Annotated in this window: 19 protein-coding genes; 11 read left to right on the forward strand and 8 right to left on the reverse strand. The window is 73.1% G+C overall.

From position 1 onward, the window contains the following. Nucleotides 1–95: 95 nt before the first annotated feature. The gene (locus tag D7044_RS07550) at nucleotides 96–602 is read right to left on the reverse strand and encodes a hypothetical protein (RefSeq protein ID WP_120688359.1); all 507 of its coding nucleotides are present in this window, start codon (nucleotides 600–602) and stop codon (nucleotides 96–98) included. Nucleotides 603–766: 164 nt separating this feature from the next. Further along, entirely contained in the window at nucleotides 767–2,344 is a 1,578-nt protein-coding gene (locus D7044_RS07555) for a glycosyl hydrolase family 18 protein (RefSeq protein ID WP_120688360.1), read from the reverse strand. A 248-nt stretch (nucleotides 2,345–2,592) separates the two neighbouring features. On the opposite strand from D7044_RS07555, the gene D7044_RS07560 reads away from it, so the two are divergent. The 5 genes from D7044_RS07560 to D7044_RS07580 all read left to right on the forward strand — a co-directional run bounded on the left by D7044_RS07560 (nucleotide 2,593) and on the right by D7044_RS07580 (nucleotide 7,053). Continuing rightward, entirely contained in the window at nucleotides 2,593–3,834 is a 1,242-nt protein-coding gene (locus D7044_RS07560; protein ID WP_120678250.1) for a phospholipase D-like domain-containing protein, read from the forward strand. 145 nt (nucleotides 3,835–3,979) lie between these two features. After that, a complete protein-coding gene (locus tag D7044_RS07565) occupies nucleotides 3,980–4,474 on the forward strand; it encodes a glutathione peroxidase (protein ID WP_120678252.1) in 495 nt (164 codons plus the stop codon). A gap of 145 nt (nucleotides 4,475–4,619) precedes the next feature. After that, on the forward strand, nucleotides 4,620–5,300 hold the full coding sequence (locus tag D7044_RS07570; protein ID WP_120688361.1) for an NADPH-dependent F420 reductase: 681 nt from the start codon (nucleotides 4,620–4,622) through the stop codon (nucleotides 5,298–5,300). Between the two features lie 209 nt (nucleotides 5,301–5,509). Further along, nucleotides 5,510–6,364, forward strand: a complete 855-nt coding sequence (locus D7044_RS07575; protein WP_120688362.1) for a DUF4397 domain-containing protein — start codon at nucleotides 5,510–5,512, stop codon at nucleotides 6,362–6,364. Between the two features lie 50 nt (nucleotides 6,365–6,414). Beyond that, complete coding sequence (locus D7044_RS07580; RefSeq protein ID WP_233564894.1) at nucleotides 6,415–7,053, forward strand: class F sortase; 639 nt, start codon at nucleotides 6,415–6,417, stop codon at nucleotides 7,051–7,053. A 33-nt stretch (nucleotides 7,054–7,086) separates the two neighbouring features. On the opposite strand, the gene D7044_RS07585 is transcribed toward D7044_RS07580, so the two are convergent. After that, on the reverse strand, nucleotides 7,087–7,437 hold the full coding sequence (locus D7044_RS07585) for a DUF2203 domain-containing protein (protein ID WP_120688363.1): 351 nt from the start codon (nucleotides 7,435–7,437) through the stop codon (nucleotides 7,087–7,089). A gap of 125 nt (nucleotides 7,438–7,562) precedes the next feature. Between D7044_RS07585 and D7044_RS07590 the strand changes: the two genes are divergently transcribed. After that, complete coding sequence (locus tag D7044_RS07590) at nucleotides 7,563–8,855, forward strand: exo-beta-N-acetylmuramidase NamZ family protein (RefSeq protein WP_120688364.1); 1,293 nt, start codon at nucleotides 7,563–7,565, stop codon at nucleotides 8,853–8,855. Between the two features lie 181 nt (nucleotides 8,856–9,036). Here D7044_RS07590 and proC read toward each other — a convergent pair whose 3' ends face one another. The 3 genes from proC to D7044_RS07605 all read right to left on the reverse strand — a co-directional run bounded on the left by proC (nucleotide 9,037) and on the right by D7044_RS07605 (nucleotide 11,806). Continuing rightward, nucleotides 9,037–9,855, reverse strand: a complete 819-nt coding sequence (gene proC / locus D7044_RS07595) for a pyrroline-5-carboxylate reductase (RefSeq protein WP_120678262.1) — start codon at nucleotides 9,853–9,855, stop codon at nucleotides 9,037–9,039. A 74-nt stretch (nucleotides 9,856–9,929) separates the two neighbouring features. Further along, nucleotides 9,930–10,958, reverse strand: coding sequence for a 6-phosphofructokinase (locus D7044_RS07600; RefSeq protein ID WP_120678908.1), 1,029 nt, complete (start codon nucleotides 10,956–10,958; stop codon nucleotides 9,930–9,932). A 350-nt stretch (nucleotides 10,959–11,308) separates the two neighbouring features. After that, nucleotides 11,309–11,806, reverse strand: a complete 498-nt coding sequence (locus tag D7044_RS07605) for a polyadenylate-specific 3'-exoribonuclease AS (protein WP_120678264.1) — start codon at nucleotides 11,804–11,806, stop codon at nucleotides 11,309–11,311. A 413-nt stretch (nucleotides 11,807–12,219) separates the two neighbouring features. On the opposite strand from D7044_RS07605, the gene D7044_RS07610 reads away from it, so the two are divergent. Further along, on the forward strand, nucleotides 12,220–12,864 hold the full coding sequence (locus D7044_RS07610) for a Crp/Fnr family transcriptional regulator (protein ID WP_120678910.1): 645 nt from the start codon (nucleotides 12,220–12,222) through the stop codon (nucleotides 12,862–12,864). Between the two features lie 153 nt (nucleotides 12,865–13,017). Here D7044_RS07610 and D7044_RS07615 read toward each other — a convergent pair whose 3' ends face one another. Continuing rightward, nucleotides 13,018–13,263, reverse strand: coding sequence for a hypothetical protein (locus D7044_RS07615; protein ID WP_120678265.1), 246 nt, complete (start codon nucleotides 13,261–13,263; stop codon nucleotides 13,018–13,020). A 142-nt stretch (nucleotides 13,264–13,405) separates the two neighbouring features. Here D7044_RS07615 and D7044_RS07620 point away from each other — a divergent pair, with 142 nt between their 5' ends. Next, the gene (locus tag D7044_RS07620) at nucleotides 13,406–16,873 is read left to right on the forward strand and encodes an ATP-binding protein (protein ID WP_120688365.1); all 3,468 of its coding nucleotides are present in this window, start codon (nucleotides 13,406–13,408) and stop codon (nucleotides 16,871–16,873) included. A 65-nt stretch (nucleotides 16,874–16,938) separates the two neighbouring features. Here the strand turns inward: D7044_RS07620 and D7044_RS07625 are convergent, their stop codons facing one another. Next, on the reverse strand, nucleotides 16,939–17,631 hold the full coding sequence (locus D7044_RS07625; protein WP_120678269.1) for a lysophospholipid acyltransferase family protein: 693 nt from the start codon (nucleotides 17,629–17,631) through the stop codon (nucleotides 16,939–16,941). Nucleotides 17,632–17,795: 164 nt separating this feature from the next. Here D7044_RS07625 and D7044_RS07630 point away from each other — a divergent pair, with 164 nt between their 5' ends. From D7044_RS07630 to D7044_RS07640, 3 genes are all read left to right on the forward strand, one after another. Further along, on the forward strand, nucleotides 17,796–19,166 hold the full coding sequence (locus D7044_RS07630) for a serine hydrolase domain-containing protein (RefSeq protein ID WP_233564895.1): 1,371 nt from the start codon (nucleotides 17,796–17,798) through the stop codon (nucleotides 19,164–19,166). A gap of 328 nt (nucleotides 19,167–19,494) precedes the next feature. After that, entirely contained in the window at nucleotides 19,495–20,334 is an 840-nt protein-coding gene (locus D7044_RS07635) for a DUF308 domain-containing protein (protein ID WP_120688367.1), read from the forward strand. 177 nt (nucleotides 20,335–20,511) lie between these two features. Then, on the forward strand, nucleotides 20,512–22,002 hold the full coding sequence (locus D7044_RS07640) for an alpha,alpha-trehalose-phosphate synthase (UDP-forming) (RefSeq protein ID WP_120678912.1): 1,491 nt from the start codon (nucleotides 20,512–20,514) through the stop codon (nucleotides 22,000–22,002). Nucleotide 22,003: the final 1 nt, after the last annotated feature.

Genomic DNA, 22,003 nt, shown 5'->3' on the forward strand with positions numbered 1-22,003 from the left:
AGCAAGCGTACGGCGACCGGGGCGCGGCCCGGTCGCCGAGGTGCGTGGTTTCCGGCTACTGGGAGCTCACCTGTCGACGGCGGCATCGACGCAGGTCAGGACGCCCTGCTCGGGCTGGGATCGACGCTGGGGCGGGCGCTGGCGGCGGTGTTTCCCGGCGCCTCCCCGGAGATGCACCAGTCCGCCCCGTCGCGGGTCACGGTGAAGACCAACGGTCGGGCGATCTTGCGCGAGTCGACGGCGACCGTGACGGAGACGTCCACCTCCTGGCCGTGTGGGCCGGACCGGACGCCGGTGATGGCCGCCTCCGGCACCTTGAAGTGGTCGGCGAAGTCGCCGTTCGGGCCGGTGGCCCCCGCGTCGAAGGCGTCGTGCATCACCGCGCAGAGCTGGCCGCGCCCGGCGTCCACGTCCTTGGCGACCACCGCGTCGAGGTAGGCCTGCACGCGCTCCCGGGACTTCGTGGCGGCCACCTCCGCTGGCCCCTCGGTGGGCTTCGGGGGCTGCTTCGGTTCACCGCCGAGGCCGCACCCGGCGAGGGCGGCCGGCAGGATCGCGAGCGCGAGGGCGGCGCCCGCCAGCCTCACGTGCGTTCCACCCATCAAGCCCCCCTCGGCCGCCGGAATCGAGCCGTACCGAGCGGCGAGTCTGTCACATTCGCCGCACCGGACGACAGGGGTACCCCGCGACACCCCGGCGCGACACGCCGGGCGGGGAGGGACGGTGCGTCCCTCCCCGCCGTGTGGGTGATGCGTCGGCCTACGGCTCAGCCGAGACCGCCCTTGATGGCGCCGATCAGCTCGCCGTTGCCGGTGTCACCGGAGAGCTCCCAGAAGAACGCGCCACCGAGGCCCTGGTTGTTCGCGTACGTCATCTTTCCGTTGATCGTGGCGGGGGTGTCGTAGCTCCACCAGTTGCTGCCGCACTTGGCGTACGCCGTGCCGCCCACGGTGCCGGTGGCCGGGCAGGTGTTCTTGAGGACCTTGTAGTCCTCGATGCCCGCCTCGTAGGTGCCCGGGGCGGCGCCGGTGGCGCTGCCGCCGGGGGCGGCCTGGGTCACCCCGGTCCAGCCCCGGCCATAGAAGCCGACGCCGAGCAGCAGCTTGTTCGCCGGGATGCCCTTGCTCTTGAGCTTCTGGATCGCCGCGTCCGACCAGAAGCCCTGCTGGGGAATGCCGGGGTACGAGGTCAGCGGCGAGTGCGGGGCGGTCGGGCCCTGCGGGTTGAAGGCGCCGAAGTAGTCGTACGTCATCGGCATGATCCAGTTGAGGTGCTGCGCGCCACCCGCGTAGTCGGTGACGTCGATCTTGCCGCCGTTGCTGCCGTCCGCGGTGATCGCCGCGGTGACCAGGGCGTTCGCGCCGAACCTGGTGCGCAGCGCGGAGACGACGTTCTTGAACGCGTTCGGGCCGCTGGCGTCACAGCTCAGTCCGCAGGCGTTCGGGTACTCCCAGTCGACGTCGATGCCGTCGAAGACGTCCGCCCAGCGCGGGTCCTCGACCAGGTTGTGGCAGCTCTCGGCGAAGGCGGTCGGGTTCTGCGCGGCCTGGGTGAAGCCGCCGGACCAGGTCCAGCCCCCGAAGGACCAGATCACCTTCAGGTGTGGGTACATCTGCTTGAGCTTGCGCAGCTGGTTGAAGCTGCCGCGCAGCGGCTGGTCCCAGGTGTCCGCGACGCCGTCGACGCTCTCCGCCGCGGTGTACGCCTTCTCGTAGTCGGCGTAGCTGTCGCCGATGGTGCACCGGCCGCCGGTGGTGTTGCCGAAGGCGTAGAGGATGTGGGTCAACTTCGACGCCGAGCCGCTGGTGTGGATGTTCTTCACGTGATAGTTGCGGCCGTACACGCCCCACTCGGCGAAGTAGCCCACGATCTTCTTGCCGCCGGGGTCCGGCGGGTTGGTCGGGGGCGGCGTGGTGGGCGGCGGCGTGGTGGGCGGGGTGCTGCCGCCGCCGCAGGAGGCGCCGTTGATGGTGCAGTTCAGCGGGGCCGCGTACGGGCCGCTGCCGTTGTAACCCCAGTTGAACGAGGTGCCGGGCGCGATCGGGCCGGCCCAGCTCTTCTTCACCGCCACGTAGTGGTTGCCGCTTCGGGTCACGTCGGCGTCCCAGGAGCTGCTGATGCTCGTGCCGGCGGGCAGGTCGAACTCGATGCGCCAGGTGCCGACCGGAGCGTCGGAGCCGTTGGTGATGGTGACCCGGCCCTCGTGGCCGCTCCCCCAGTCCTGCACCTTCGTGAACGTGGTGGTCACGCTTCCCGCGCCGTAGGCGGCGGCGACGGGCGCCAACGTGGCGGTCAGCACGACCACGGCGCCGGCCCAGAGAGCCCGGCGGAGTGATCTCTTCATGGGACGCCTCCCCAAACAGTTAGGAAACTTTCCAAAATGTTGGTGAGACGCTACTCACGGCGTCATCACTTAGTCAAGATGTAAATGCTTCGATTCGTGTCCCGCCGAAACACCCGGCCCCCGACGTGCCGGATCCCGGCCCGACTGTCAACCGACCCGAAGATGATCACCGGACGTCGGCGCGTTCACGCGGAGTTCCGGCGTACGACGTTGACGCGCGACGGGCCCGACGACAACGATCCCTGTCTATGATCTCGAGCCGTAAGGGCGGGTCGGTCCGCCGTGTGCTGCTGCTCTGCCTCGCCGTGGTGACCGCGGTGCTGACCTCGACCGGAGCCGCCCCGGCCGCACCCGCGGCGGCCCGCGTCTCCGCGGCGTCGGCGACCCTCGCCGGCTACCCGGTGTGGGCGCACTTCAGCAACCCGACCGCCGGACGCGACTACACCATCATCAACGAGCTGCAACGGTTGATCGACGGGGCGCCCGCCGGCTCCACCGTCCGAGGGGCGATCCACTCGCTCAGCGTGGACTCGGTCGCCGACGCGCTGCTGCGTGCCCAGAGCCGCGGCGTCACCGTGCTGGCGCTCCTCGACGGAAAGAACGCGACCTCGACCGACCCGGCCATCACGACGGTCAAGCAGCTGGCCAACAACCGGTTCTGCTCGAACAGCGGTGGCGGCCACGGCTGCATCAGCACCAGCCCCGACGGCGACATGCACACCAAGCTCTTCACCTTCACCAGCACCACCGACCCGAACGGTGTGGCCCGCGCCGACGTCGTCTGGTTCGGTTCCAGCAACCTCACGTACGCCACCGGTCCGGACGCGTTCAACAACGCCATCACCGTCTACGGCGACGCCGCGCTCGCCGCCGGGCTGAACGCCAACTTCACCGACATGTGGAACCGCCGCCACTACAGCGGCAACGACTACTACGACTCCGCCTCCGGCCGGGGCTACTACCAGGCCGCCGCGGCCGACGCGTACGCCTCGCCGGAGGGCGCGGGGCAGACCGACACCATCGTCACCCGCCTCAACGACCTGACCCCCGACGCCGACTGCCGGCTGCGCGTGGGCATGGCGTCGGTGACCACCGGACGGCCGCAGCTCGTCAACCAGGTGATCCGGTACCGCTCCGCCGGTTGCAAGGTCTGGATGGTGATCGGCAGCAACGCCGACGGCGGGATCGCCATGAGCCAGTCCGTCTACAACCAGCTGCTCGACGCCGGCGTCGCCATCCGCCGCAAGGACAAGGTGCATGACAAGTTCTTCGCGACGTACGGCAGGTACGGCACCGCCTACCAGTACCGCGTCTACACCGGCTCGCAGAACTGGACCCAGGACGCGCTCGGCGAGAACGACGAGATCTTCGTGAAGATGGCGCCGGAGACCGGGAGCACCCACCCGCTCTACGACGCCTACTACACGCACTTCAACGACGCGTACAACACCGGGGTGACCTGCTCGAAGAGCAACTTCCCGTGCTCCTGACCGCCGGTCGCGCCGACCTGCTCGGCGGGCCCTGCCGGCGGGTGACCGCCGGCCGGGCCCGCCACCCGCGACCACCGGCGGCACCCGGCCCGCCGGTGCGGACCGCGCCGGTGGAGGCGGCGGCGAGCGGCGATAGCCTCAGCCGATGACCGTCTTCGACATTCCGATCGGGGCCCTGAACGGCGGCCCCGCCGACCTCGCCCAGTACCGTGGGCGCGCCCTGCTGGTGGTCAACGTCGCCTCGCGGTGCGGCCTCACTCCCCAGTACGCCGGCCTGCAGGCGCTCGCCGAGGAGTACGCGGACCGCGGCCTCGTGGTGCTCGGCGTACCGTGCAACCAGTTCGGCGGCCAGGAGCCGGGCACCGCCGACGAGATCACCGACTTCTGCCAGGTCAACTACGGCGTCACCTTCCCGCTCACCGAGAAGGTCGACGTCAACGGCCCGGACCGGCACGCGCTCTACGCGGAGCTGGTCGACACCCCGGACGCCGACGGCCACACGGGCGACGTGCGGTGGAACTTCGAGAAGTTCCTGGTCGCCCCGGACGGTGCGGTGGCCACCCGGTTCGCCCCCACGGTGACGCCCGACGCGCCCGAGCTGCGCGCCGCCGTCGAGAAGGTGCTCCCCGGTCCGGCCTGAGCCCCACGGTTACCCGGACGGGTGGCCGGCGGCGACGCCGCCGGCCACCGCCGGAGCCCGGCCGTACCGTGGCGGCAGGCCGCCGAGGCGTCTTCCGGCGGCCGGTGCGGAATGCGGGCCGCGGTGGACGGAGTTGGCACCAGACATGACAACTGTGGGATTCATCGGCAGTGGATACATCGGCGGCACGCTGGCCCGGCTGGCCGTGGCCGCCGGCTACGACGTCGTGCTCAGCAACTCGCGCGGCCCGGAGACCCTGCGCGAACTCGTCCAGGAGATCGGCCCGCGGGCCCGCGCGGTGACGTCGCTCGAGGCCGCGCAGGCCGGTGACCTCGTGGTGGTGAGCGTCCCGCTGAAGGCGTACCGGGCGGTGCCGCCGGAGCCGCTGGCCGGCAAGGTCGTGCTGGACACCAACAACTACTACCCGCAGCGCGACGGGCAGATCGCGGAGCTGGACTCCGACGCGACCACCAGCAGCGAACTGCTGCAACGTCACCTGCCGCAGGCGCGCGTGGTCAAGGTCTTCAACAACATCAACTTCCGGCACCTGAGGACCCTGCCCCGGCTGGCCGGGGCGGCCGACCGCAGCGCGCTGCCCATCGCCGGCGACGACTCGGACGCGAAGGCGGCGACGCGTACCTTCCTGGACCGGATCGGCTACGACGCCGTGGACGCCGGACCGCTCGCCGAGGGCCGGCGCTACCAGCCCGGCACCGAGCCGTACGGGATCATCTACTCCGCGGACCCGACGGACTGGGAGCACGAGGCGCCGGCCGGGGTGGAGAAGGTACGCGAGGCGCTGGCCGCCTTCGACTCCGCCGCCTGAGTCGCAGTCCCCTCCCGCCGGACGTGGCGGGGCCGGGTGCGCCCGGCTCCGCCACGTGCCCGGCCGGCTCCGAGCCGCGATCGGCGTGCCTCCGGCTCCCCGCCGCGCTTCTCGGCGTGTCGGGCCGGTGACTGTTGCATCGCAGTCCCGTGGCCGGGACGCTATCGACCGGACCCAATCCGTTGGCCGGCCGCACCCCCGGAGGCGACATGCACCTGCTGCGCACCGCACCACGCCGCCTGCTCGCCGGAGCCGGAGTGCTCCTGCTCGGCGTGGCCCTCCCGACCAGCCCCGCCGCTGCGGCGAACGCGGCGAGCCCCGGCTACGTCCGGCTCGCCCACCTCTCCCCCGACACCCCGAGCGTCGACGTCTACCTGGCCGCCCCGGACGCGACGGAGCCGCAGGTCTTCCCCGGCGTGGGCTACGGCGTGCTCTCCGACTACCTGCCGCTGCCCGTCGGGCGGTACGCGGTGGCCATGCGCGAGGCGGGCGCGCCGGCCGACGATCCGCCGGTGCTCACCACCGAGGTCGCGGTGACCAGCGGTGCCGCGTACACGGTCGCCGGGGTGGGGCGCTACGCCGACCTGGGGCTGCGCGTACTGCAGGACGACCTCAGCGCGCCGGAGGGCGGCCGGGCCAAGGTCCGCGTCGTGCAGGCCTCGGTGCGCGCCCCGGTGCTCGACGTGGCGGTCGCCGACGGCCCGGCCATCGCCAACGGCGTCCATTTCGCCACCACGACCGACTACCAGCTGGTCGAGCCGGGTCAATGGCGGCTGCGGCTCTCCGGCAGCGGCGGACCGACCACGCAGGCCGAGGTCCGGCTGACCGGCGGCGCCGTCTACTCGCTGCTGGTGCTGGACGCGAAGGAGGGCGGGCTCACCACCGAACTGCGACGGGACGCGCAGGGTGGCACGGTGGTCCCGTCCGGCGGGGTGGAGACCGGGGCCGGTGGCACGGCCGGGACGGGCCGCTTCGGGTACCCGGCCGTCACCGCCGGACTGGCCGGCCTCGCGCTCGTCGGCGGCCTGCTCCTGCTGCGCCGCCGCCGGCGTACCAGCTGGTGATCTCGCCGCCCGGCCCGGCGATCCGCCGGCACCGACGGTCCCGGCCGCCGGTGACCGCGCTTGTCGCGTTCGGGGTGGCGCTCTGCCTGGCCGCCGGGACCGGGGTCGGCCTCGCCGCGACCGAGCCACCGCCGCCCGCCGGCGCCGACCCGACGCCGGCCGCCGCGCAGCCACCGACCGTCGCGGGCCGACCGACCGCCGGGCGGAGTCCCGACTGCGCGACCGGATGCCCGGCGGCCCCACGAGGCGAGCCCACCCGGGTACGCGTGGCGCGCATCGGGGTCGACTCCCCGCTCACGGCGCTCGGCCTGGACCGGGCCGGCGCCCTGGTGCCGCCTACCGACTTCGACCTGGCCGGTTGGTACGCGAGCGGCCCGGCGCCGGGTGATCCCGGCCCGGCGGTGCTCGCCGGGCACCTGGACTCGCGCCACGGACCCGCCGTCTTCGCCCGCCTCGGCGAGCTGCGCCCGGGCGACCCCGTCGAGGTACGGCGCGGCGGGCAGTGGCTGTCGTTCCGCGTCACCGGTGCGCTGCGCACCCGCAAGGACCGCTTCCCCACCTCCACGGTGTACGGTCCGACGCCCGGCGCCGAGCTGCGCCTGATCACCTGCGGCGGCGACTTCGACAGGGGTCGCCGCCACTACGTCGAGAACGTGGTGGTCTTCGCGGTCGCCGAACCGACCCGCTGACGCCCGCCGGAAGCCGCCCGCCCGGTGGCCGGCTCACACCGGCCGGCGACCCGGGAATCCGCACTCGACGCGGTGGTACCAGCCGACGTCCGGATCCCCCTCCAGCCAGCACCAGAGCACGGGCCGGCCGTTCCGCTCGCCGGGGAGGTCGAGCAGCAGCGGGGCGATGCCCTTGACCTGCACGTCGTGTTGGTGCAGCTCGTCGAGGACGGCGTGCAGCCGGGCCTCCAGGGCCTTGCCCTCGGCCCGGCCGCCGAACGGGCTCGTGCCGTGCTCGGCCAGATCGGCGTGCAGCTCGGCCAGGTCGGCCCGGAGTCGGATCAGGTCGTCGATGCGTGGACGCAGGGTGGCGACCAGGCACCGCGCCTGGGCGAGGGTGAACATCCGGCAAGTATGGTCGCCCGCCCACCCCGGTCACCTCGCCCGTTCGTGCACCTGGCTGTAGCTAACCTTCCTTGACGAGGTATCTACATGTAGCTAAGTTTCGAACAACCGATGGGAGGTGGACCGTGGAGCGCAGACGATTCCTGACCGGTGCGGGTGCGGTGACGGTGGGGGTGGCGGCCGCCGTCGCGCCCGGCTCGCCCGGCCTCGCGACGCCCGGGCTCCGCCGGGTGGAGACCGGGCTCGACGTACTGGTCCGGTCCGACTTCGCCGAGCTGGCCGACCAGCGCGTCGGGGTGATCTCCAACCCCACCGGCGTGGACTCCGCCTACCGGCACCTGGTCGACCTGATGCACGCCTCGGGTGAGGTCCAGATCGCCGCGGCGTTCGGCCCCGAGCACGGCTTCCGCGGCTCCGCGCAGGCCGGCGGCAGCGAGGGCACCGGCATCGACGCCCGCACCGGGATCACCGTCTACGACGCGTACGGCGCCTCCCAGGCGAAGTGGGAGAGCATGTTCGCCGAAGCCGCGGTCGACACGGTCGTCTTCGACATCCAGGACGTCGGCGCCCGGTTCTACACCTACATCTGGACCATGTACACCTCGATGGCCGCCGCCGCCCGCACCGGCAAGCGGTACGTGGTGCTGGACCGGCCCAACCCGGTCGGCGGGCGCGCCCGCGGCCCGATGATGACGCCGGGCTACACCTCGGGCGTGGGGCTCAAGGAGATCGTCCAGCAGCACGGGATGACCGTGGGCGAGCTGGCGCGCTTCTTCAACGCGAAGTTCCTGCCCGCCGAGATCGGCGGCACGGTCGACCTGCACGTCGTCAAGTGCCGCCACTGGAAGCGCAGCCTGCTGGCGGCCGACACCGACCTGCCCTGGGTGATGCCGAGCCCGAACATGCCCACCCAGGACACCGCGCTGGTCTACCCCGGCACCTGCCTCTTCGAGGGAGTCGCCTCGATCACCGAGGGCCGCGGCACCTGCCGGCCGTTCGAGCTGATCGGCGGCCTGGCCGAGGAGTTCGACTACCACTGGAGCGACCGCCTCAACGCCCGCGACTTGCCCGGCGTCGAGTTCCGCGAGGCGTACTTCACGCCGACCTCGGCCGGGCAGAAGCCGGCGCTGCTCAACAAGCTCTGCGCCGGGGTCGAGGTGAAGGTAATCGATCGTGGCGTCTACGACCCGGTCCGGACGGGGGTCGCGATGCTGGTGGAGGCGCACCGCTATCCGGCGTTCGCCTGGCGGCAGGACTCCTGGGACACCGCCCGGCCGTACTGGATCGACAAGCTCACCGGCTCGCCCCGGCTGCGCACGATGATCGACGCGGGGGCGGACGTGGACGACGTGGTCGGCGCCTGGGCCCCCGAGCTGGCCGCGTTCGAGCGGGCCCGCCGCCCCTACCTGCTCTATTAGGGCGTGTGTCGAAGTCCCTGGCCGGCCTGCGGCGGGCCCAGACGACGGACCGGCGGCGTCGGCGCTTCGTCCGGATACAACACCGGTATCCGAACGAATCCCCGCCTTACCGGACCGCCGCCTGGACTCCGCCTCGGCTCGACCGAGGACTTCGACACACGCCCTAGGCGACCCCGGGGGCTCAGTCGGCCTGGCCGGCGAGCTCCCGGGCCCGGTCCCGGGCCGCTTCGAGGGCGGCGAGCAGCGCCGCCCGTACGCCGTGCTTCTCCAGCTCACGCACGGCGGAGATGGTGGTGCCGGCGGGCGAGGTGACCGCCTCGCGCAGCTTCACCGGGTGCTCGCCGGAGTCCCGCAGCATCACCGCCGAACCGATCGCGGTCTGCACGATCAGCTCGTGCGCCACCTGCCGGGGCAGCCCGAGCAGGATGCCCGCGTCGATCATCGCCTCGACGAGCAGGTAGAAGTAGGCCGGCCCGGAGCCGGAGAGCGCGGTGACCGCGTCCTGCTGGGACTCGGGGACCCGGACCGTCGCGCCCAGCGGCTTGAACATCTCCTCGGCCAGACCCAGGTGCGCCCCGGTGGCGTGCGGGCCCGCGGAGATCGCGGTCATCGCCTCGTCGACCAGCGCCGGCGTGTTGGTCATGACCCGGACCACCGGGGTCCCCTCGGGCAGCCGCCGGTTGAAGAAGCTGGTGGGCAGGCCGGCGCAGAGCGAGATCACCAGCTTGTCGGCGGGGACCTTCGGCCCGATCTCGTCCAGCAGGGCGGCGGCGTCCTGCGGCTTGACCGCGACCGCCAGCACCTCGGCCTCCTCCACCGCGACGAGGTTCTCCACCACCCGTACGCCGTACCGGCCGGAAAGCTCCTCGGCGCGGGCGGGGCGGCGGGCGGTGGCGAGCAGCCGGTCCGCCGGCCAGCCCGAGCGCAGCAGGCCGGAGAGGACCAGCTCGCCGATCTTGCCGGTGCCGATCACCGCGATCGTGTGCACCCCGGGTGACATGCCGCCCTACCCCTCTCCTCGCCACGCTCGACGCCGCGGTGGCCGTACGACCACCGCGGCGCCGTGGCGGTGAATCAGCTGCCGAAGAAGACCTCGGCCTCGGCGTACCGCTCCAGCGGCACGGTCTTCAGCTCACGGGTGGCCTCGGCCAGCGGCACCCGGACGATGTCCGTGCTCTGCATCGCGACCATCTTGCCCCAGTCGCCCTCGTGCGCGGCGTCGATCGCCTGCAGGCCGAGGCGGGTGGCGAGCACCCGGTCGAACGCGGTCGGGGTGCCGCCGCGCTGGATGTGGCCCAGCACGACCGTGCGGGCCTCCTTGCCGGTCTTCGCCTCCAGCTGCTCGGCGAGCCACTGGCCGATGCCGCCGAGGCGGACGTGGCCGAACGCGTCGAGCTCCTGGTTCTGCAGGACCATCTGGCCCTCCAGCGGCTGGGCGCCCTCGGCGACGACCACGATCGGGGCGTACTGGTGCTGGAAGCGCTTCTCGACGTAGCCGGCGACCTGCTCGACGTCGAAGTTCCGCTCCGGCAGGAGGATCACGTTGGCGCCGCCGGCGAGGCCCGCGTGCAGCGCGATCCAGCCGGCGTGGCGGCCCATCACCTCGACGACGAGGGTGCGGTGGTGGCTCTCGGCGGTGGTGTGCAGCCGGTCGATCGCCTCCATCGCGATGTTCACGGCGGTGTCGAAGCCGAACGTGTAGTCGGTGGCGCCCAGGTCGTTGTCGATCGTCTTCGGCACGCCGATGACGTGCACGCCCAGCTCGTAGAGCTTGGTGGCGACGCCGAGGGTGTCCTCGCCGCCGATCGCGATCAGGGCGTCCACGCCCTGCGCGGCGAGGTTGTCCTTGATCCGCTCCACGCCGTTCTCGATCTTGAACGGGTTGGTCCGGGACGAGCCGAGGATGGTGCCGCCGCGCGGCAGGATGCCGCGGACCTCCGCGATGCCCAGCGGCTTGGACAGACCCTCCAGCGGGCCCTTCCAACCGTCCTGGAAGCCCACGAACTCGTGACCGTACGTGGCCACGCCCTTGCGGACCACCGCGCGGATGACCGCGTTGAGACCAGGGCAGTCGCCACCACCGGTGAGCACGCCGATACGCATGATCTGCTCATCCTCCTGGAGCATCAAGATGAAGCCCTCGTAAGCCCCAGGTTAGGTGTCGATCAGACATCGGCGCCGTTGCCGGCCCGGGGCGGGCCGTCACTGCGCACTGTAGTCCGCCCGTCCGAGCCGCGACAGCGCGGCCCGCGTGGTGCGCCCGGGAACGGGGTGTTCCGTGCCGGACCTCCCGGTTTCCGCTCCGGCCCACCGGCGGTCGCCGCGCCGCGGACCCTCGTGGATCGCGCCGGCACCGTCACCGTGGGTGGCCGTCCGTCGCCCCGGCGGGCGCTCGTCGCCACCGGCGGACCGACCACCGCCCCGGCGGAGGAGAACCGCCCGCCGTCGGGGGCTCAGCGCGCGGTCATGGCCCGCCACCGGGCCAGGTTGTGCCGGGCGTCGACCAGCGCGTCGTGCCGGGCCGCCTCGGCCTCCGGCAGCGGCGGGCGGCCCCGGTCGTCCCAGAGCTGCCGCAGCTCCTTGGTGAACCGCGGGATCTCCCGGGGCAGCGCCGGCATCGCCCCCCACAGCTGCGCCAGCACCACGTGGTCGTACGCGGCGTACCAGGCCCACAGCTCGATCTGCTCCCCGGGGCGGCCGCGGACCGGCTCGGTCAGGAAGTCGTACAGCTCGTCCCGGATGCGCTCGCGGGAGCGCCAGGCGCGGTCGGCCGGGGACGGCAGCCGGTCCAGCACGTTGCGGCGGACCCACGGGATCGCCCGGGAGCCGTCGAACTCCGTGGAGACCGCGTAGAACTCGCGGCCGAACTCGTCGACGACGCCGATCGAGACGAGGTCGACGATCGAGCCGTCCTCGATGAACTCGCAGTCGTAGAAGTAGCGGTAGGCCATCACTGACATCCTCGCCCACCGCCGGTTCGGCGCGTCGGGCGGGGGCAGGCACCGCGGCCGACCCCGGGCCGGCGCTCCTCGTCGTACGCCGGCGGCGGCCGCGCGGGCCCGCACCCGCACGGCCGCCGCCGGCCGGATAACGCCTCCCCGGCCCCAGCAGCTGGATCCGCCACCCCACGATGCCGGTTGCCGCAGCTCGGGAGTGTCACGGAAGTGATTTCAGGGGTGTACAGCAAGCGACACGACCGTCATGATCTGATGTGTACCGCTACCCGCGCCGAACGGTGTCAGCTCACCAACCGTCGAGGCCCGTCAGGTTCACCGGTGCGTGTTGTGGTCCTTGACCGGGGAGGGGTTGGGCCGTGGAGGGGGTTCGCCTTCCGGAGCCGGGTGACGCACTCACGGGTGTGGAGATGTTCGCCGGGCTCGAGCCGGAGGTGCGGCAGCGCGTCATCGCCGCCGCCGTGCCACGCACGTACCGCAAGGGTCAGCTGCTCTTCGTCGAGAACGACCCGGGCGAGTCCCTGATCGTGCTGCGCCGGGGCGCGGTCGCGGTCTTCCGCACCGCCCCGACCGGCGAACGGGCCGTGCTGTCGGTGATCCGTCCCCCAGACGTGCTGGGCGAGGTCTCCCTGTTGGACGCCTCCACCCGCTCCGCCTCCGCCGAGGCGATCGAGGACTGCACCGCCCTCGCGCTCTCCCGGGGCGCCTTCATGGAGCTGGTGCACTCCAATCCGCGCATCCTCGACGCCGTGATGCGGTCCCTCGGCGCGCTGATCCGCCGCCTCACCGAGCAGAACGCCGACCACGTCTTCCTCGACCTGCCCGGTCGGGTGGCCAAGACGCTGGTCCGGCTGGCCGGCGAGAGTCAGGCGCCGATGATCACCATCGAGCTCAACCAGAGTCAGCTGGCGGAGATGGCCGGCGGCTCCCGGCAGAGCGTCAACCAGGCGATCGGTTCGTTCGCCAACCGCGGCTGGCTGCGTACCGAGGGGCGCCGCATCGTGGTCACCGACGTGGCGGCGCTGCGCCGACGCGCGGGCATGAACGACCGCTGACGCCGGAGAGGAGACCGGCCGAGGGCCGGTTGGCCGGGGATCGTCCGCATCGGACGGCCCGGTCCCCCACGCGGCCGGCTCGTCGTACGCCGACGCCGTCGGCGCAGACGGATGGGGCCGTCAGGCTCCTGCCCGCCGGCCCCACCCGGTTGCTCAGTTGTCGTTGTCGTCGGCCGGCGGGGCACCGGGCCCCGGGCCGATCTTGGTCGGATCGGTCGGCTTGGGCGCCGCGGGCGTGGTCGTCGTCTCCGCCGACCCGCTCGCCTGACCCTTGGGCTCTTCCACCATGCCCTGCTCCTCCAGCTCGGCGAGAATCACCGCGTCGACGTCGATCGTGTCCCCCGCAGCCCACACCCTGCCAGCCGGATCGGTCCACGGGGCGGACAATCGCACCTGCACGGCACTCTCCTGACGTGAAATTTCCTGGTACGGAAGACTAGCCCCGACCGATCGGGCGCGAGGCCCGCCCGCACGTCGGGTACCCGACTGGGCCCGCGCGCGGCGATACTGGCGCTCTCTGCGTACGGAGCTGGACATCGACCTGAAGTGTGGACACTGCGCACGCGCGGCTGGACCGGACGACCGCTTCTGCGGCGGATGCGGCCAGCCGCTCGCCGTGAGCTGCGCGCAGTGTGGCCACGCCAACAGCACCGAGGCCAACTTCTGCACCAGCTGCGGGCACCCGCTGCGCGACCACGTGGTGACCGTCCAGGAGGACCGGCGACAGGTCAGTGTCCTCTTCGTGGACATCGTGGACTTCACCGCGTACGCCGAACGGGCCGACCCGGAGCAGGCCCGTGGCCTGCAGCAGGCGTACTTCGCCGCGGTGCGCCGGATCGTGCACCAGTACGGCGGGGTGGTCGAGAAGTACATCGGCGACGCGGTGATGGCGCTCTTCGGCGCGCCGGTCGCCACCGACAACGACGCGCTGCGCTGTGTCCGCGCCGGCCTCGAGTTGCAACGCAACCTGGCCCGCCAGCCGGACGGCGCGCGGCCGGCGCTCGGCTTCCGGGTCGGTATCGCCACCGGTGAGGCCCTGGTCGACCTCTCGGCCACCCGCGACGGCGGCCAGGCGTTCGTGACGGGCGACGTGGTCAACACCGCCTCCCGGTTGCAGTCCCTCGCCCCGTCCGGCGGCGTCGTGGTCGACGAGGCCACCTGGTCGGCCACCCGTCACGAGCTCGAGTACGCCGACCGTCCGCCGGTCACGCTGCGCGGCCGCTCGGCGGTGAGCCGCATCTGGCTGGCCGTCCGGGCCAAGCCGCACCGCGACCCGCGAACGGCCGAGCTGACCCCGATGGTGGACCGCGAGCACGAGCGCGGCCTGCTGGTCAACGCGCTGCACCGGATGGTCAATGAGCGGACGTCGCAGCTGATGACGGTCTTCGGCCCGGCGGGGGTGGGCAAGAGTCGCCTGCTGCGCGAACTCGCCCGGCACGCCGGCAGCCTGCCCGGGCCGCCGATCACCTGGCTCGTCGGGCAGTGTCCACCGTTCGGCGAGAACGTCACCTGGGCGGCGCTCACGGACATCGTGAAGAGCTGGGTGGCGATGCCGGGGGCCGAGGACCCGGTGGCGCTGCGCGACCGGCTGCGCGCCCGGCTGGGTCAGCTCGCCGACCCGCACGCCGTACGGCTGGCCGAGGCGCTCGGCCCGCTGCTCGGTCTGCCGGGCGAGCGGCTCACCCTCGGCGAGACCGAGGCGGCGTGGCGGCGGTTCCTGCTCGCGTTGGCCGCCGCCGGGCCGACCGTGCTGGTCTTCGAGGACATGCACTGGGCCGACCAGACCCTGCTCGCCTTCGTCGAGCAGTTGGGCGCGACGGCCCGGGGCGTGCCGCTGCTGGTGGTCGCGACCGCCCGGCCGGAGCTGCGGGAGCGGCATCCGGCGTGGACCGGCACGATCAGCGGCGCCATGTCCATCTCGGTGCCGCCGATGCACGACTCCGACATCGACACCCTCTACTCGCTGCTGCTGGGGAAGGCGACGCTGCCGTCGACGCAGCGCACCCCGCTCATCGAGTTCGCCGACGGCAACCCGCTCTACGCGCAGGAGTACGCCCGGATGCTGCTCGACGGCGGCCTCCTGGACGGGGTCGGCTCGGTCGGGCCGGCCGGCGGCGCGGAGATGCCCCGGACGGTGCAGGCCGTCATCGCCAACCGGCTCGACCTGCTGGACCCGGCCGACCGGGCGGTCCTGCAGGCCGCCGCGGTGGTCGGCGTGCAGTTCTGGGCCGCGCCGGTGGCCACCGCGCTCGGCCGGCCGGTGGGCTGGGTGGAGCGGGCGCTGGACCGGCTGCAACGCCGTGACCTGGTGTACGAGCAGACCAGCACGACGATGCCCGGCCAGTCGGAGTACCGGTTCCGGCACGTCCTGGTGCGGGACGTCTGCTACCAGCGGCTGCCCCGGGCCGAGCGGGTGCTGCGCCACCACCACACCGCCGACTGGCTGGAGCAGCTCGCCGACGGCCGGCAGCACGACCTGGCCGAGGTGCTGGCCAACCACCGCTGGGCGGCGCACGAGATCGCCCGGACGGTCGGCGTGGACACCAGCCCGTACGCCCGGCCGGCGCGCAACGCCCTGCACCGGGCGGCCCGGCGGGCGTACGAGCTGCACGCGCTGGAGACCGCCGCCACGCTGGTCGGGCGGGCGCTGGCGCTGGACCTGCCGCCGGATCCGGCGCTGGAGCTCTTCGACACCGAGCTGGCGTTCTACCGCGACGGCGACGCGTTCCTGGTGGCCGGCGGTGCGGACCTCCTGGCCCGGCTCGCCCGCCGGCTCACCGAGGACGGTGACCGTACGGGCGCCGCGCGGGCCTGGACGCTCCTGGCGACCGCCGCCTGGAGCCGGGCCGACCGGCCGGCCACCCAGCGTTTCCTGGACCGGGCGATCGGCCTCTACACCGAGCTGCCGGACAGCCAGGAGAAGGCGGGCGCCCTGCTGGAGCTCGCCCGGGTGCACATGCTCAACGCGGAGACCGAGCCGGCGTGCGCCGCCGCCCAGGCCGCCGCTGCGCTGGCCGAGCGGCTGCAGCTGCGGGAGTCGCAGGCGAACGCCCGGATCACCCTCGCCGTCGCGCGCTACATGGCCGGCTCCGGCGACGCGTACGCCGAGCTCGCCGAGGTGACCGAGCACTGCCGGCTGGAGCGGCTGGCCAGCCGCCGCCGGGCGGTGCAGAACCTCGCCTGGGCGTTGCAGGAGGAGGGGGACCTCGCCGGCTCGGCCCGGCTGGTGGACGAGCAGCGGACGCTGGACCTCGGCGGCGAGCACAGCATCGCCACCAGCTTCGAGGACCAGTGGGCCCGGGCCTACTACGCGGGCGAGTGGACGTCGGCGTTGGCCACGGCCGCGGAGTCGACGCGCCGGCCGACCGCGGAGTGGGACCTGCACATCGTGGCGGTGTCGGGGTGGATGCGCGGGTTGCGCGTGACGCGGCCGCTGCGGGAGGCCGGGGCGGCCGGCGACGCCGGGGACCTGGTCGAGCAGGCGGTGGTCGCCGCGCGCCGCAGCGGCTTCCACCGGGTGCTGCGCTCCACGCTGGCGCACGCGGCGCTCTGCCGGGCGGTGCAGGGCCGGCGGGACGAGGCGATGGCGCTGCTCACCGAGCTGGACGAGGACTGGCGGCGGACCCAGATGATCCCGTTCGCCGAGTGGGTGCCGGCGGTCGGGCACGTCGCCGGGGTGCTCGGCCCCGACGCGGCCCGGCTCGTGCGGGACCTGCTGGGCCGGGCGCCCCGGATGACCCCCTGGGCGCGGGCGGCCGGTCAGGTCGCCGACGCCGTCCTTGCCAACGCCGCGGGCGACCCCGGTACCGCCGCCGAGCTGATGCGGGGCGCGGCGGCGAGCTACGCGCGGATGACCGACGTGACCGACGAGATCATCACGACCGCGCTGTCGATCGGTCCGCGCTCGGCGGTCGACCCGGCGGGCGCGGCCGAGGCCCGGGCCCGGCTGCACGAGTTCGCGATCCGCAACGACGCCGCCGGGCTGCTCCGGTTGGCGGGTGTCCGGTAGCCGGGTCAGGCGGCCACCGGAGCACGCCGCCGGGCTGCTCGGGAACGGGGTGTCCGCTAGCCGGGTCAGGCGGCCACCGGCGCGGCAGGCTGGTTCTTCATCTTCTGCGCGTACACGTCGACATACTCGCGGCCGGAGAGCTCCATCAGGTCGTACATGATCTCGTCGGTGACCGCACGCTCGACGAACCGGTCACCGGTCAGGCCGCGGTAGCGGGAGAAGTCGAGCGGGGCCCCGAACCGGATCCGCACCCGGGCGATCTTCGGGATCAGCTTGCCGGGTGGCTGGATCTCGTCGGCGTTCAGCATCACCACTGGCACCACCGGCGCGCCGCTCTCCAGGGCCAGCCGGGCCACCCCGGTCTTGCCCCGGTAGAGCCGGCCGTCCGGCGAGCGGGTGCCCTCCGGGTAGATGCCGGCGATGCCCCCGCCCCGCAGCACCTCCAGCTGGGTGTCGAGGGCGGCTCGGGCCGCCCGCCCGCCGGAGCGGTCGACGGGGATGGTGCCGGTGCTGACGAAGAACATCTTGGTCAGCCAGCCCTTGATCCCCTTGCCGGTGAAGTACTCGGCCTTGGCCACGAAGGTGACCTTCCGCTTGACCATCAACGGGGTGAAGATCGAGTCGGAGAAGGAGAGGTGGTTGCTGGCCAGGATCACCGGGCCGGTGGCCGGTACGTGGTGCAGCCCCTCCACCTGCGGACGGAAGAGCACCCGCAGCAGCGGGCCGAGCAGGACGTACTTCATCAGCCAGTAGAACACCGGCGTCCTTTCCCAGTGGCGGTCACGACGTCGTCCGCCCTCGGCCTGTCGGTCGGGAGGCCGGACGGTTGTCAGGGGAAGAAGCCTACGAAGCACGGGCACCGGCCACAACGGACTCCTCGGCGGACTGGCACCTGTCGATTTCGCCTGTCATGATGCGCCGCATGTCGCTGCACCGCCGTACCGTGCTCGGGGCCGGTCTCGCGGCCGCGTCCGCAGCCCTCGCCGGCTGCCGGGAGGTGACCCGTCCGGTCGCGGCCGAGCCGGCCACCAGCCCCGCCGCGAGCGGGAGCGCCGCCCCGCCGTCCGCGCCGGGCCGGGCGCCCGCGCGCGGCACCGGCCAGGCCGCGCCCGATCCCGCCGCGCCCGCGCCCGGACGCGGCCGGACCGACCTGGCCGGCAGGTTGCGCCTGACCCTCGGCCGTCATCTCTCCCCGACCGACGACAACCCCGACCATCCGGCGTACGCGGGCGCGGTCGCGCTCTGCCAGCTGAACGGGGCGGACCTGGCGAAGGCGTGGGTGGGCAAGGCGCTGCGGTACGGCGCCGGCCCGGTGCTGCTGCCCGAGTCCAAGCAGGTCGCGATGCGGTACGACTCGATCTTCGACCTCGCCTCGCTCACCAAGGTCTACACGGCGATCCTCGCCCTGCAGCAGGTCGACAGCGGGCAGCTGGAGCTGGACACGAAGGTGGTGGACCACCTGCCCGGGTTCACCGGCGCCGGCAAGGACAAGATCACCGTCGCGATGCTGCTGGCGCACACCAGCGGCCTGCCGGTCGGCGCCAAGGTGGTCGGCCTGCCCGACGACGCGGCTCGCCGGGCGGCGGTGCTGGCCACTCCCCTGGTCAGCGGGGCCACGCCCGGCACGGTCTTCCGCTACTCCAGCGTCGGGTTCATGGTGCTCGCGTTCCTCGTGGAGAAGGTCACCGGCCGGCCGCTGGACCAGGCGCTCCGGGCCGGGCTGACCGGTCCCCTCGGCCTGCACGACACCGGCTTCAAGCCGAAGACCTGGCTGAGCGCCGCGGAGCAGGCGGCCCGGCTCGTCGCCACCGACGCCCGCTCGTCGCGGGGGCTGCTGCGCGGGGTGGTGCACGACGACGTCGCCAACCACATGGGTGGGATCGCGGGCCACGCGGGCATCTTCAGCACCGCCGCCGAGGTGGCCGTCATCGGGCAGCTGCTGCTGGGCGGTGGCGCTTACCGGGGCACCCGGATCCTGTCGGAGGAGCTCACCCGGCGGATGCTCGAGAACGTGAACGCGGGGCTGCCGGCCGTGGATCCGGAGCGCCCGCACCGCACCTCGGCGCACGGTCTCGGCGTCGTGCTCGACCAGCCCTGGTTCATGGGCCGGCTGAGCGGTCCCCGCACCTTCGGGCACACCGGCTTCACGGGCACCTCCCTGCTGGTCGACCCGGTCCGGCAGCTGGTCCTCGTGCTGCTCACCAACCGCGCCCACCCGAACTGGAGCTGGGCGGACCCGGATCCGGTCCGGGTGTCGGTCGCCGACACGGTCGCCGCCCCGAACGCCCGATGACCAGTTCGTGATCGACTCGGGTTCGAGGAGGTCGGGGTCTCCCGCTCACCCGGACCGCCCGGCTCCATGGACGTTCGAGTCGATCATCCGTCGGCGGCCGGGCTCGCGCGTCCGGGCGCATTCCGCCCTGCGGACCGCCTGCCGTTCTCCGCACAAACAGACATACGACGCTGCCCGCGACCAGCGACACGGGGTCCGAGTTTGGAAGACGCGACACAACGCACTCCCGCAACAGGGTCGTGACGTGTCACGATTCAAAGCACGGCGTGCGGGTCACGCCGTGGGGGATGGGGCGGCCGCGCCGCAGGCGCGTTGAGGAGGGTGTCCGGTGTCAGCGGGTGGGGCCCGCCGGGGACGGCGGGACAACGGGCTCGACGCGAGCGAGTACGCCATCGCCGGCGACGTCGATCCACGCGTCGGCGAACACCTGCTGGACGTCCTGGCCGCCGGCGGCATCGCCGCGTACCTCCAGCCGTCGGCCGATCTCAACCCGGTCACCCGCACCACCACGGTCCCGGCCCGGCCGGTCGACCGCCTCTACGTCGACCGCTCGCACCTGACGACCGCGCGGGACTACCTGAGCCAGCTCGCCGACGAGGGCACGCCCGAGCAGCCCCCCGCCGACGAGCCGGACATCGACGCCGAGTGGGCACGGATCGTGGCCGGCTTCCACACCACGCCGACCGCCGGCGCCAACCCCTGGCCGGCCGCCGAGGACATCGACGAGCCGAGCGGGCCGGCCGCCGGCCCGCTGACCCGGGCGGGGACCGACGAGGCCGGGCCGACCGCGACCGACGTACGCCGCCTGCCGTACGCGGCCGACATCTCCGGCGTCTCGGTCGGGCGCACCGACCGGCACGACGAGCCGTCGCTGCTCGACGGGCTGGACACCTTCGGCGCCGACCTGCCCGACGACGAGGACGAGCGCTACACGCCGCCGCCTCCGCCGCCGCTGCCGCGAATCTCCAAGTACGCCGCGGTCGGCGTGTTCGCCGTGGTGGTCGGCTTCGTGCTCTTCCTCTTTCCGTCGCTGCTCCCGATCGACCGTTCGATGGTCACGCTGGTCGGTTTCACCGGGATCCTCGCCGGTTTCGTCACGCTCGTCTGGCGGCTGCGCCCCGGCGGCGACGAGGACGACCGCGATCCCGACGACGGCGCGGTCGTCTGACCCCTCCGCTACCGGGCGGTCACCGACCGCATCGCGGGACGACGCCCGCCCACGGTCGGTGTGTCAGTGGTGTAACTTACGGTCAGCAGGAATACCGCTGAACGTCACGTCCACCGCTGACTGACCGGTTGTTCCTTTCTCGTGGCGGTCAGTCCACTGCTGATCGGAATGCCCGAGATGCGACATAGTTCACTGGTCGTCGTGGCCAACCGCCTACCCATCGACGACAGCATCGCCCCCGACGGCGCGTGCGAGTGGCGGCGCACCCCTGGCGGGCTGGTGAGCGCGCTGCACCCGCTGCTGCGGCACACCCCCGCGACCTGGGTCGGCTGGGCCGGCGGCACGGGCCCCGCCCCCACCCTGCCCGACGTCGACGGGGTGCACATGCGCGCCGTCCCGCTCACCGCCGAGGACCTGCGCGACCACTACGAGGGCTTCGCCAACTCGACGCTCTGGCCGCTCTACCACGACGCCGTCGAGCAGCCGGAGCACCACCGGCGCTGGTGGGAGGCGTATCAACGGGTCAACCGGCGGTTCGCCGAGGCCGCCGCCGAGGTCGCCGAACCGGGCGCGGTGGTCTGGGTGCAGGACTACCACCTGCACCTGCTCCCCGGCCTGCTCCGGGCGATGCGGCCCGACCTGCGGATCGGGTTCTTCCTGCACGTGCCGTTCCCACCGCCGGAGCTGTTCATGCAGCTCCCCCGCCGGGCCGAACTGCTGCGCGGCATGCTCGGCGCCGACCTGATCGGGTTCCAACGCGTCCAGGCCGCGCACAACTTCGCCCAGCTCGTGGCGAAGGTGCTGAGCCTGCCCGCCACCGACCGACGGATCGGTGTCGACGGGCGGGTCGTACGCATCGGCGCCTTCCCGGTCTCCATCGACACCGCCGAGATGGCCGCGCTCGCCGCCCGCCCCGACGTCGCCGCCCGGGCCCAACGGCTGCGGCAGGACCTCGGCCGTCCCGAACGGGTGATCCTCAGCGTCGACCGGATGGACTACACCAAGGGCATCGAGCAGCGACTCAAGGCGTACAGCGAGCTGCTGGCGAGCGGGCACGTCAAGGTCCGCGACACGGTGCTGGTGCAGGTCGCCGTGCCCAGCCGGGAACGGGTCGGCCAGTACCAGATCCTGCGGGAACGGGTCGAGCGCGAGGTCGGACGGATCAACGGCGAGTTCGGCCGGGTCGGCGAGCCGGCGATCCACTACCTGACCCAGCCGTTCGACCGGGCCGAGCTGGCGGCCCTCTACCGGGTCGCCGACGTGATGGCGGTGACCCCGCTGCGAGACGGGATGAACCTCGTGGCCAAGGAGTACGTGGCCGCCCGCGTCGACGACACCGGCGCGCTGCTGCTCAGCGAGTTCGCCGGGACGGCCGCCGAGCTGTCCCAGGCGTACCTGGTGAACCCGCACGACCTGGAAGGGCTGAAGGAGGGGCTGCTCGCCGCGCTGCACGCCGCCCCGGCCGACGTCAGCCGGCGGATGCGGGCGATGCGGGCGCACCTGCACGAGCACGACATCCGGGCGTGGGCGCGCTCCTACCTCAGCGCCCTGGATGAGACCGGCCCGCTGGTGCGGCGGCTGGTGAGCGGGACGGACGCCGCCTCGATCACCGTGCCCGGCCAGCCGGACCGCTCCGCCACCCGGGTCGAGCACCCGTCGGGCGGCTGAC

The organism is Micromonospora musae (assembly GCF_003626635.1).
Classification (GTDB): domain Bacteria; phylum Actinomycetota; class Actinomycetes; order Mycobacteriales; family Micromonosporaceae; genus Micromonospora; species Micromonospora musae.